This is a genomic window from Thiocapsa sp. UBA6158, assembly GCF_002423035.1.
GTDB lineage: Bacteria > Pseudomonadota > Gammaproteobacteria > Chromatiales > Chromatiaceae > Thiocapsa.
Genome location: NZ_DIUM01000135.1, coordinates 167,824 through 179,731, shown reverse-complemented (window position 1 = coordinate 179,731; position 11,908 = coordinate 167,824). Strand labels below are relative to the sequence as shown.

Genomic DNA, 11,908 nt, shown 5'->3' with positions numbered 1-11,908 from the left:
TCGTGCTGCCTCATGGCAGTATAGAACATGGCGACGAGGGCTTAGCGCCGTTCGGGCCGTTCGATCTCGCAGGATGGCGGGCACGTTGGAGCCAGGGCGTCTCGCCCCGATGTCCATCGTTTACGGACCGAGCGATTCTCGAAACCAGGCGCAACATCGACCCTGAAAACGCAGACCGCACCCCTTCCCCGACGGAGTCGCGCCATGACCAGAAAGCTTGCCGGTTTCAACCTCCCCGGACCCTTCCGGGCGGACCAGCTCAAGCCCGGCGACCCCTACGAGCTCTCGGGGGGACACCCCGTCGAGTGCCTGCCGGTCGGAGGACGCGGCTCGCGCGCCAACCTGATCGGCGCCACCATCCTCGACAGCGATCCCGACGTGGAATCCGCCGGTGTCGACACCGGCTTCGCGCTGACGCCGGACACCCTGCGCGCGCCGGATGTCGCTGTGGGCAATGTCACCGACGCACCGGGCTGGGTGAAGGGCGCAGCACCACCGTTGGCGGTCGAGTATGCGGATACCGGCCAAGACGAGGTGGAGTTGACAGCCAAGATTGCCGACCTGCTGGCGGCCGGAACGCGCCTGGTTTGGGTCGTGCGGCTGGTCGGCCCGCACCGAGTCGAGATCCATGCACCCGAGAGCGCGATGCGACTCGCCTATCCCGGCGAGGTGCTCGCGGCCCCCGGCATCCTGCGCAATCCGGTGCCGGTCGCGGCCCTCTTCGACCGTAACGCCGCGCATGAGGTGACATTGCGGAACCTGCTGCAACGCAAGGGCTATCGTGATCTGGAGCAGGTGCGCGAAGACGGCAAGGCAGAGGGGCTTGGCGAGGGCGAGCTGGCGGCCTTGCGCGATGCGCTCACCCTGATCCTGGATCAACGGGCATTAAGCATCAAGCCCGAGCGGCATGCGGAGATCCGGGAGTGCGTCGATCCCAACCAATTACGCCGATGGCTGCGACTGGCGATCGGCGCTACCTCGGAATCCGATATCTTCGGGGCGTCGGCGAACGGCGCCTGAACAGTGACCGGACGCCGGCATCGAGGGCTCAGACCGCCGCGTCCAGATAGAACCACCGGCCGTCCTCGCGCACGAACCGGCTGGTTTCATGGAGACGATGTGCCCGGCCGGCGATTTTGTAGCGGGCGATGAACTCGACGATCCCGTGCATATCTTCAGGACCTCCCGCCTCGACGCGGCGCACCTGCAGGCCGAGCCAGCGCGCCGGCTCGCCCTCGAGATCGAGCGTCGGAGGCCGTGTAGAGACATGCCAGGTGCGCAACAGATAATCCGTCCGCCCCCGGACGTAGGCGACATAGCGCGAGCGCATCAGGGCCTCGGCGGTATCCGGACTTAGGTCTGCGTCCAGATAGCGCCCGCAACAGGCCGGATACTCCGCCTGTGCGCCGCACGGACACCGATCAAGCTGCTCCATAAAACCTCTTTAGCCGACGCTCGGAGCCTGCGACTCCCGCGAATTAAGTTGACATAACATTTTTCGCCGCACCCCTTGACATCCACCCGGCGCGATTCTACTTTACATAATGCAGGCGCTCGCAAGAGGTCTGCAGAGACCGCGGTTCACAAGAACGCGCAACTTCCATATTGCTCAACAGAGGATATGTCAATGACAAACATCGACTTCTCGCCACTCTTCCGCTCCATGATCGGTTTTGATCGGATGTCGTCCGCGTTGGAGACGGCTTACCGCTCCGAGCCCGGCGGCTACCCTCCTTACAACATCGAGGCCAGCGGCGAGAACGACTACCGCATCACTATGGCGGTCGCCGGTTTCACCGAGAAGGATCTCACCCTTGAGGTCAAGGAGAACATCCTGACCGTCTCGGGTGCACGGTCGGACGACGAGGACAAGGGTCAAACCAAGTTCCTCTATCGCGGGATCGCCAACCGCAACTTCGAGCGTAAGTTCCAGCTCGCCGACTATATCCGGGTCCTGGATGCGCGGCTCGAAAACGGCCTCCTGCATGTCGACCTGCGTCGCGAGATCCCGGAGGCGATGAAGCCCCGCAAGATCGAGATCCGCGGCGAAACGGGCCGTTATATCGAGGGCGAGACCCAAAAGACCCAAGCCGCGGCCTGATGCGAAGAGGATGACTCACGCGGCTCGAACGCGTGAGGCCACGCATCGATCAGAAACCTCGCTCGTAAAACAAGCCGGGCAATCGCCCGGCTTGCTCGTGTGTGCGCTGCAACGGGTCTTCGATCTGCGTCACCTTGCGCGAGCAGGATTCCCGTCCGACGACTGATCGCCCCTCGGATTGAAAGCCTTTGCGCCCTTTGCGCCTTTGCGGTTCAAATAAGCCATTCGATCAATACTCTCGACATCACGATCGGACCCATGCGCCTCTCCTCCTTGATCCGTCTGTGCTGGATCCTGCTCGCCCTGGCGAGCGGCAGCGCCCGCGCTGCCCTGCCTCTCCAGGTCGCAGGTGAGCCTCTACCGAGCCTCGCCCCCATGCTCGAGCAGGTCGTGCCGGCCGTCGTCAACATCTCCACCGTCACGCGCATCGAGGCGGCCGAGCATCCGCTGATGCGCGACCCCTTCTTTCGACGCTTCTTCGAGATGCCGCCCGAACATCGGCACCGCGAGGGCAACAGCCTGGGCTCGGGGATCATCGTCGATGCCGAGCGTGGCCTGGTCCTGACCAATCAACACGTCATCGCCAAGGCGAGCGAGATCCGGGTGACCCTGCACGACGGGCGCACCCTGGTGGCCGAGCTGGTCGGGGCGGACCCGGAGACCGACATCGCGGTTCTGCGCATCCCGGCCGAAGACCTGGCCGCCTTGCCGGTGGTGGACTCGGATGCGCTCAAGGTCGGAGACTTCGTGGTCGCGATCGGCAACCCCTTCGGCCTGAGCCAAACAGTCACCTCGGGCATCGTCAGCGGACTCGGGCGCTCGGGTCTCGGGATCGAGGGCTACGAGAGCTTCATCCAGACCGACGCCTCCATCAATCCGGGCAACTCGGGCGGTCCACTGGTGAACCTTCGCGGCGAGCTGGTCGGCGTCAATACCGCAATCCTCGCACCGGGCGGAGGCAACATCGGGATCGGCTTTGCCATCCCGGCGAACATGGCTCGGGCGGTCATGGATCAGCTCGTGGAGCACGGATCGGTTCGACGCGGCCTCTTCGGCGTCGCCATCCAGGATCTCACGCCCGAGCTGGCCGCCGCACTCGGCATCGCGCGACGCGACGGGGCCGTGGTCAGCGCGGTGGAGCCCGACTCGGCCGCGGCAGCCGCCGGCCTTCAGGAAGGAGACGTGATCCTCGCGATCAACGGCGCCGCGGTGAAAGGGGCCGACGATCTGCGCAACCGCTTCGGTCTGTTGCGGGTCGGCTCGCGCGTCGAGCTCGAGATCTCGCGCGGGGGCAAGACGCACCGGCTCAAAGGGACCATCGCCGACCCTTACGCGGCATTCGTCGAGGGGCATCGTGTCGCCCCCGGTCTGGCGGGTGCCTTGCTCGGCGAGCTCGATCGTCGCGGCGGCGTTCCGGCACTTCCCGTCGGGACCGTGGAGTCCGGCAGTCCTGCCTGGAACGTGGGTCTTCGCGAGGGTGACCGCCTGCTTCAGGTCAACGGCCAACGGGTCGCGAGCCTGCGCGACGTCGCACAGGTCCTGCGTCAAACCGGAGACATCCTGAGCCTGCGTGTCCAACGCGGCGATGATCTGGTCGTCCTCGCGCGGCGCTGACCGGGCGTCCGCGCTCGATTTAAACCGCGCCCGGTGCGGTTTAGATCGGAATCCGACGATCCGTTGATCTGGATCCGGTTGCATCCGCCGGATTTCGGTCCATGATTAGCCGAAATTGCATTGACAATTGTCTAGTCGGACCTCGCGCATCAGACCACGCACAGGTCCGGCACGACCCCGAACATGGACCGAAAGCCATCGGATAGGCGCAAAACCACCAAAGCAATACCGGACCACCCGACGGGTGGAGGAGCACGCGATGTCAGCCATGCAGATCGCCGGACGGCAGCTCGAGATCAACAAGCAGGGCCATCTGGCCTATTTCGACGATTGGGAGCCCTCGGTCGCCACGGCCTTGGCGGAAGAGGAAGGTCTGAGCCTGACCGAATGTCATTGGGCGGTCATCAATTTCCTTCGCGACTATTACGCAACCCATGAGATGCCACCCTCCCCGAAGGTCATCATCAAGACCGTCGGCGCCCATGTCTCGCCGCAGACACCTTGCTCGCGCAAGCACCTGGAAGGGCTCTTTCCGAACGGGGGATGCAAGCAGGCCTGTCGTCTCGCGGGGTTGCCGCGTTATTACTGCCATTCCTGCTAAACCGCGCCCCCCGCTAAGGGCTGTGGGTGCACCAAACGTCGAGATCACGCGAGAATGAGCATCTCGCTCCGGACGCAGTTTAAACCTCGCGCAGCTTAGGCGGCGTAGGGCAATCGGCCGTAAATCCGGCTCAGGACACGCAGCCGCTCGGCTGCGTCGTCCGTCAACATGTCGTCGCGATAGCGCCAGAGCCAGTTGCCTTCGGACGTCCCGGGGCGGTTCATGCACGCCTCTGCACCCAGACCCAGAACATCCTGCATCGGAAAGAGCGCAAGCGCGGCGACCGACCCGAGCGCGCTGCGAATGAAATCCCAGTGGATCTCGCTACCGTCGCTGTTGAGATAGAGCATCGCGTTGTGTCGGGTTGCCGGATCGCGCAGCGCCCACCATCCGAGCAGTGTGTTGTTGTCGTGGGTGCCGGTATAGACCGCGAGCCCGGGACGATGATTGTGGGGCAGGAAGGACGAGCGTCCGAATCCGCCCTCGGTGTCCTCGAATCCGAATTGCAGGATCGCCATGCCGGGCAGATCGAGCCCGTCGCGCAGTGTCTCCACGTCCTCGGTGATGACGCCGAGATCCTCGGCGATCAGCGGTAGGCCCTCGCCGAGGGTTACCCGCAGTGCGTCGAAGAGCGCCATCCCGGGACCCCGCATCCAACGGCCGTTGATGGCAGTCTCCTCCGTCGCCGGGATCTCCCAATAGCCGGCGAACCCCCGAAAGTGATCGATCCGCACCAGGTCGACCAGCTCCAAGACCCGTCGCAGACGCTGTACCCAGAAGCTGTAACCGTCCGCCGCCACCTTCGGCCAATCGTAAAGCGGGTTGCCCCAACGTTGGCCGGTCGCACTGAAATAATCCGGCGGCACACCGGCGACGACCGTCGGATGACCGTCCTCGTCGAGCTGAAACCACTCCCGATGCGTCCAGACCTCGCTCGAATCATGGGCGACGAAGATCGGCATGTCGCCGATGAGATGCACACCGCGGCTGTTGGCATAGGCGCGCAGGCCGGACCACTGCGTGTAGAAGAAGTACTGGATCAGACGTTGGGCATCGAGCTCGCGCGCATGGGCCTTACCCCATCGCGCCAGGGCTTTCGGCTCGCGTCGGGCGAGATCGCCGCGCCACTCGGTCCAGGGGCGGTGTCCGTGGTGGACCTTCAACGCGTGATAGAGGGCGAAGTCGTCCAACCAGTCGGCATGGGCCTGACGGAAAAGGAGGTAGTCCCCGCGATCGGTCTCGCTCGCGTGCTCCTGAAACGCATGCACGGCGCGGGCGATCAGCGCTCGCTTCCACGGGATGACAGCATGGAAGTCGACCTGATCACTCGAAAAATCCGGGGGATCGAGATCCTCCGGGTCGAGCCACCCCCCTTCCAGCAGGAGCTCCGGGCTGATCAATAACGGATTACCGGCAAAGGCGGAGGTGCACTGATAAGGCGACTCGCCGTATCCGGTCGGCCCCAACGGCAACATCTGCCACAGCCCCTGCCCCGCCGCCGCGAGAAAATCCACGAAACGTCGGGCCGAGTGCCCGAGATCGCCGATCCCGTAAGGGCCGGGCAGCGATGTCGGGTGGAGCAAAATGCCGCTGGTGCGGTGCATGCCGTGACTCCAAGATCTGGGCGAGGAATAAAACACATGAGTCTACCCAAAGCGCGCTCGAAAAGCCGCGCGGGATTGCTTGCGAGTTCTCACAATGGCCGGCATCTGAATCTGCTCGTGGAGCAACTCGTTCCCGCGCGCCTGGCGCAAGCCGAGAAGGGCCATCCAATCCGGGTTCTCTCCTTGGGGTGTTCCACCGGCAAGGAACCCTATTCGATCGCCATCGCCTTGCGCGAGCGTTACGGCGATCTCGCCGAGCCTCTTGTCCGCATCACCGCTGGCGATGTCGACGAGGCCGCACTCGAGCGCGCCCGCACGTTCGCCGTTGTCTCCGAGCTCATCCGAAGCGTCGTGGATCTCGCCGAGACCCCGGACACGCAGGCACCCGCATTGGCCGACCTACTCGGGCTCGCGCGCCCCTATCCGTGCGCAGACGCGCAGCGACTCCTCGACGATCTCAAACACCTGTGGATTGCGTTGGCGATGGATGACTTCGGGAGCGGCGATTCATCGCTGGCCTATCTCGAGGGGCTGCCGTTCGATACACTCAAGATCGGAGCTTCATCAGCGGGCTTCCGGACGACCCCGTCAGCGCCGCCGTCGTCACCGCCATCACCACGCTCGGCAACAGCCCGGGGTTCGATGCCCTGGCCGAGGGTGTCGAGACGGAGGCACAGCGCCGGTTTCTACTCGGGGTCGACTGCCGCCGTGCTCGAGGCCATCTGTTCAGTCCACCCGTGCCGCCAGAGGCGGTCGTTCGGCTCTTGTCTTGGCTCGGCCTATCCAGAACATCCCGGGCAGTTCATGAATCGGTCGCGATGGGCCTATCATTGCGAAAACCACGCCGGCTCGGGCCGGCGGGCCGATCGCGGAGGTCGACCGTCCACGGGCGGGCGGTGAGCCGCACCATCCTGTTACGAGGGCCACGGGGCCTCGGCTAGGCGTGACGACGTGACGACAACACCTAAATTGGGCTTCGCCGAGATGACGGATCTGCGCGAGCGCGCGCGCCGGATCCTGCGTGATCGTACCTTCGACGAGACCATGGATGCCTTCGAGCAGGGTAACCTCGATCTCGAGAGGCTCCTGGAAGAGCTGCATATCTACCATGCCGAGCTCTACATCCAGCAACAGGCCCTGCACGACAGCCGGCAGATTATCGAGCGTGCACTCGCGCGCTTCACCCGACTCTATCGCGAGCTGCCCTTCCCGGTCTTGCTCATCAACGCACAAGGCCATATCAAGGAGGGCAATGCGGCGGCGCAGCGGCTGCTGCCGTTCGATTGTCGACTCTTCATCCATCTCGCCGTCGAGGGACAAACAAGACTGCTCGAAAATGCGTTGCTCGATTCATGTCGAGCCGGCCGCGCGGATTGCAGGGAGGTTCCTCTACGGGGTCAGGGCAACAGCATCGTCACCGCCGATTTGCGCCTGATCCGTCTCCCGGAAATCGACGGAGACGAGGCGGAGATCCTCTGCAATCTCGTGGACCAAACCGAGCAGGTCGCGCAGCGCGAGGACCTGATCGCCGCCAACCGCCGCCTGCGCATCCAGGAGGAGCGCTATCACGTCGTCGCCGACTTCGCGCCGGACTGGGCCTACTGGATGGGCGAGGACGGACGCTTCCGCTATGTCTCCCCGGCCTGTGCGCGGATCACCGGCTATCCGGCGGCTGCATTCTTGAAGGATCCGGAACTCTTATCGCGGATTATCCATCCGGATGACCGTGACGGATACCTCACGCATCTCCACGGCTCGCACGCAACCCATCGATTCAAGCCGATGCGGTTTCGCATCTACACCCGCACGGGTGAATTGCGCTGGATCGAGCATCTGTGCGTTCCGGTCACGGGCGATGGCGGACGCCCGCTCGGACACCGTGGCTCGAATCTGGACGTGACCGACAAGGTCGCGCTCGAAACGGCACTCGGCATGGCCTCCGAGGTCATCGATGCGAGTTCCTCGATCGCGTTTCATTGGGTGCGGGAGCCAGGTTGGCCGGTCATCTATGCCTCGCCGAACGTTCGCCGTTGGGGCTATGCCCTCGAGCAGTTCCTCGCGCGACGCTTGACCTACCTGGATCTCGTTCATCCGCAAGACTGCGGCCGCCTAGTCGCGGCCTTCGCAACCTTTATTCAGGAGAAGCGCGACGTCTTCCGGCAGACCTATCGGGTCTGTTGGGCGGACGGCGCAGAACACTGGGTGGACGAGGAGACGCACGGCGTGTTTGGCCCGGACGGCCGACTTCTCTATTTTCACGGGATCGTGACCGATGTCACCGAGCGTGAACAGGCGGAGCAAGGCCTTAAACGCCAGCTGGATCTGCAGGCGCTGGTCGCCCAGCTCTCGTCACGCTTCGTCGACGCTGCCGCCGATACGCTCGAGCCGATCGTCGGCTGGGCACTCGAGCGGATCGGCACCGTACTCGAAGGCGATCGCTGCTACCTGTTCCGGCTCACCATCGACAACGCCAGCATGGACATGAGCCATGAATGGTGCGCCGCGGGTGTCGCGCCACTCATCCAGGATTTCCAGGGGATCTCGCTCGAACGGTTTCCTTGGTGGGCCGAGCGGCTGCGTAATCGCACACCGATCTCGATCCCGGATGTCTCGGCGCTCCCGCACGAGGCCGCAGCCGAACGCGCGGAGCTCGAGCGTGAATCCGTACGGTCGGCCATGAGCGTGCCCATGTACAGCCATGGCCGGGTCTGGGGTGCGCTCGGGATCGAAACGCTCAGGCAGCAGCACAACTGGAACGCCGATGAGATTCGGATGTTGCAGGTGATCGGCGAGGTCATCGCCGGGACCTTGATCAGAACCGCGTCCGAGGTCGGCCTGGCGGCCAGCGAAAACCGCTATCGGCGCGTCACCGCCATCATGAGCGACGTCGCCTACTCCTGCGTGGAGCGTCCCGGCGAGGGTTTCCGGATCGACTGGATGACCGACTCGATCGAGGCACTGACCGGCTACACCTTGGCCGAGGTGCAGGACATGGGATGCTGGGGCGGCCTGCCGATCGACCAGGATCGCGGAATCTTCAACGACAAGGTCATAGGACTCGTCCCGGGAACCATGGCCGATTGCGAGCTACGCCTGCGCCGCAAGGACGGGGCGATACGCTGGCTCCGCGCCACGACCGAATGCGTCGCCGAAGACACCGACCCGGCGCTGCGTCGACTCTTCGGCGGCCTCTTGGATATCACCGAGCACAAGTCGCGCGAGGCCGAGATCGAGCGCCTTGCGCTCGTGGTCGAGCAGAGCCCGAGCATCGTGCTGATCACGGACATCGCGGGGACGATCGAGTACGTCAACGCGCGCTTCTGCGCGAGCACCGGATATCGGCCGCGGGAGGTCCTGGGTCAACCGGTCGATATCCTGCGATCCGCTACCCGTAGCGCGGACGAGGATTCGGAGATCTGGAGCGCGCTCCAACAGGGCGAGTCATGGACGGGAGAATTACAGAATCGCAAGAAGTCGGGCGACCCCTATTGGGAGTACGCCCACATCACGCCCTTGCGCAACGAGCAGGACCTGGTCACCCATTACGTCAAGCTTGCCGAGGATATCAGCGACCGCAAGGCACTCTCGCAGCAGGTGAGTTACCTCGCCCGGTACGATCCGCTCACCGGCCTGCCCAATCGGACATCGATGCGCGAGCGCGTCGAGCAGGCCCTGCTCGACGCACGACATTCAGACAAGATTCTCGCGCTCCTCTCGATCGACCTGGACGATCTAAGGTCGGTGAACGACTCGCTCGGTCACCCGGCGGGCGATCAGCTCTTGCGTGTCGTGGCCGAACGCTGGCAGCCGCTCTTGCGAGACGAGGATACTCTGGCCCGATTCAGCGGCGACAACTTCATCGCCCTGGCCACCGGGCTGCGGCGTATCGAAGACGCCTCCCTCCTCGCGGATCGGATCCGAGAGGCACTGAGCAAACCGATCATCCTTGGCGAGGAGGGCGTCGTGGTGAGCTGCAGCATCGGCATCGCGCTCTATCCGGAGGATGCGCGCACGGCCGAAGGGCTGATCAATCATGCCGATACCGCACTGCACGGCGCAAAGAGGGAGGGCCGCGGGCTGCATCGGTTCTTTACCTCGGCCTTGAACGATGATCTGCGGGAGCAGTTTCGGACCGAGCAGGCCCTGCACCGCGCGATCGAACGTCATGAGCTGCTGCTTCATTACCAGCCACGCGTCGACATCGTCACCGGCCGCATTCTGGGTTTGGAGGCATTGGTGCGGTGGAATCACCCCGAGCTCGGGTTGATCCCGCCGGGCCGCTTCGTCCCGGTCGCCGAGTCGAGCGGATTGATTCTGATCGTCGGACCCATCGTCGTACGACTCATTTGCGAGCAGATCGCCGCTTGGCGCAGGGCCGGGGTTGCTTTGGTGCCGATAGCGTTCAACCTCAGCGCCACCGAGCTTTATCAGGAGGGGCTTGCCGGGCGGATCTCGAACATCGCAGCCGAGGTCGGGGTCGATCCGGAGCTCTTGGAGATCGAGGTCACGGAGAGCACGGCCATGCGCTCGATCGACCAGGCGGTCGAGGTCCTGTCGCAGCTGCATAATCACGGATTCACACTCGCGATCGATGACTTCGGGACCGGCTTCGCCTCCTTGAGCTACCTGAGCCGATTGCCGGTACAAACCATCAAGATCGACGGCTCCTTCTTGGCCGAGATCGGCAGCGGAGGGCCGGGGGAATCTCAGGCCGAGACGATCGTCAAGGCCATCATCGGGCTTGGCGCAAACCTCGCTCTTCACGTTATCGCCGAAGGGGTCGAGACAGAGGCCCAGCGAACCTTCCTGATCAAGCACGGCTGTCGTGAGGTGCAAGGCTACCTGTTCTGTCGGCCGGGACCGGCCGATCGAATCGAGGCGTTGCTTCGAGGAGGGATCATCGAGCCGGGAGCCGAGCCGATCGACTGAGCCGCCATTGGCACGGCGGCGCTTTAGAAACATCAGCCTTAAACTGCGTCCCCGCTAAGGGCCTGGATGCACCAAGCGTCGAAGTCACTCGAAAACGAGCATCTCGCTCCGGAAGCGGTTTAGTCATCCACACGCACGGTGGAATGGCGGACGAGCCATTGAAGAAGGGCGCATCGCACGGTCCGGACCCTGTCGATACGCCCTTCGGGTCACAACGGCATCGGGGTCACAAGTGCGGGAGATCCGCCCGATCCGACTAAAGCATCACGCGGTCGATCACATGGACGATGCCGTTTCTGGCGACGATCGACTGCGACACGGTCGCATCACCCACCTTCAGGTTGCCCTGAATGCCCACCGGCACCTGTTCTCCGGCCAGATTGGTGGCGGTCAGACCCTGCATCATCTGGGTCGCGCTCAGGCGCCCCGGGGCGATATGTGCCGCGATCAGCGACTGAAGTGCCACGGGATCCGCCAAAAGGGCCTCGAGCTGCTCCTTCGGAACCCGTGCAAAGGCCTCGTTGCTGGGCGCGAAGATGGTGTAGGGGCCTTCACCCTCGAGCATCGCCTCGGATCCTGCTGCCTTGATGGCAGCCCGCAGCTGACTGAAGACCGCCGAGCCGCCGGTGATGTCGCCGAGCGTCTTCTCCGATGCGTAGTCCGGCGCGCGCGTGGTGTCGTATGCGTTGAGTGAATCGGACGGCGTGGCGTTGACCAATCCGGCGCGCGCCCGCTCGCGGGTCTCCTCGTCCGCATACTTGCTGCCGAGTGCGAGCGCAGTCAGCGGACCCAGTGCCACCGCCAGAACGACGGCGATGGTCCAGGGATTCGTCTCGGGTGCCTTTTCGGTGCTCATCGTCGAATACCTCTGCGTGTTGGAACAAGATCAAGGACCGTTGCGGTGACGAACGGCATCGAGCCCGCTGTGTCACCGCATTTACCTACCGACGCTGTCAACTATTAGGGCACCCCAAACAGACACAAGAGATACTCCTTTCAGGCCATGGTCATTTGAGTGCTCGAGGGCTTGACGGCCCGGCGTCGAGACCGCGATCACGG

The 11,908-nt window shown here is 64.0% G+C and carries 9 protein-coding genes and 1 pseudogene; 7 read left to right on the top strand and 3 right to left on the bottom strand.

Features of this window, described 5'->3' with window-relative positions:
• Positions 1-204 precede the first annotated feature (204 nt).
• Complete coding sequence (locus B4N44_RS18740) at positions 205-1,020, top strand: Uma2 family endonuclease (RefSeq protein WP_296704242.1); 816 nt, start codon at positions 205-207, stop codon at positions 1,018-1,020.
• Between the two features lie 28 nt (positions 1,021-1,048).
• Here the strand turns inward: B4N44_RS18740 and B4N44_RS18735 are convergent, their stop codons facing one another.
• Positions 1,049-1,435, bottom strand: coding sequence for a YchJ family protein (locus B4N44_RS18735; protein ID WP_296704239.1), 387 nt, complete (start codon positions 1,433-1,435; stop codon positions 1,049-1,051).
• Positions 1,436-1,627: 192 nt separating this feature from the next.
• Between B4N44_RS18735 and B4N44_RS18730 the strand changes: the two genes are divergently transcribed.
• The 3 genes from B4N44_RS18730 to B4N44_RS18720 all read left to right on the top strand — a co-directional run bounded on the left by B4N44_RS18730 (position 1,628) and on the right by B4N44_RS18720 (position 4,316).
• Positions 1,628-2,101 (top strand): Hsp20 family protein, encoded by a 474-nt coding sequence (locus B4N44_RS18730; protein WP_296704236.1) that lies wholly within the window; start codon positions 1,628-1,630, stop codon positions 2,099-2,101.
• A gap of 258 nt (positions 2,102-2,359) precedes the next feature.
• Positions 2,360-3,715: a DegQ family serine endoprotease gene (locus tag B4N44_RS18725; RefSeq protein WP_296704234.1), complete on the top strand. Its 1,356-nt coding sequence runs from the start codon at positions 2,360-2,362 to the stop codon at positions 3,713-3,715.
• Positions 3,716-3,974: 259 nt separating this feature from the next.
• Positions 3,975-4,316 (top strand): TusE/DsrC/DsvC family sulfur relay protein, encoded by a 342-nt coding sequence (locus tag B4N44_RS18720; protein WP_296704231.1) that lies wholly within the window; start codon positions 3,975-3,977, stop codon positions 4,314-4,316.
• Between the two features lie 95 nt (positions 4,317-4,411).
• On the opposite strand, the gene malQ is transcribed toward B4N44_RS18720, so the two are convergent.
• Entirely contained in the window at positions 4,412-5,920 is a 1,509-nt protein-coding gene (gene malQ / locus B4N44_RS18715) for a 4-alpha-glucanotransferase (RefSeq protein WP_296704229.1), read from the bottom strand.
• A 36-nt stretch (positions 5,921-5,956) separates the two neighbouring features.
• Here malQ and B4N44_RS18710 point away from each other — a divergent pair.
• The 3 genes and pseudogenes from B4N44_RS18710 to B4N44_RS18700 form a co-directional block, all read left to right on the top strand.
• Positions 5,957-6,253: pseudogene (locus B4N44_RS18710) on the top strand (CheR family methyltransferase); the annotation flags it as partial.
• Between the two features lie 176 nt (positions 6,254-6,429).
• Positions 6,430-6,861 carry an EAL domain-containing protein gene (locus B4N44_RS18705; RefSeq protein WP_349681104.1) on the top strand — a complete coding sequence of 144 codons (432 nt, stop codon included), beginning with the start codon at positions 6,430-6,432 and terminating at the stop codon, positions 6,859-6,861.
• 10 nt (positions 6,862-6,871) lie between these two features.
• Positions 6,872-10,849 (top strand): EAL domain-containing protein, encoded by a 3,978-nt coding sequence (locus B4N44_RS18700; protein WP_296704226.1) that lies wholly within the window; start codon positions 6,872-6,874, stop codon positions 10,847-10,849.
• Positions 10,850-11,105: 256 nt separating this feature from the next.
• On the opposite strand, the gene B4N44_RS18695 is transcribed toward B4N44_RS18700, so the two are convergent.
• Positions 11,106-11,705, bottom strand: coding sequence for a fasciclin domain-containing protein (locus tag B4N44_RS18695; RefSeq protein WP_296704223.1), 600 nt, complete (start codon positions 11,703-11,705; stop codon positions 11,106-11,108).
• Positions 11,706-11,908 lie beyond the last annotated feature (203 nt).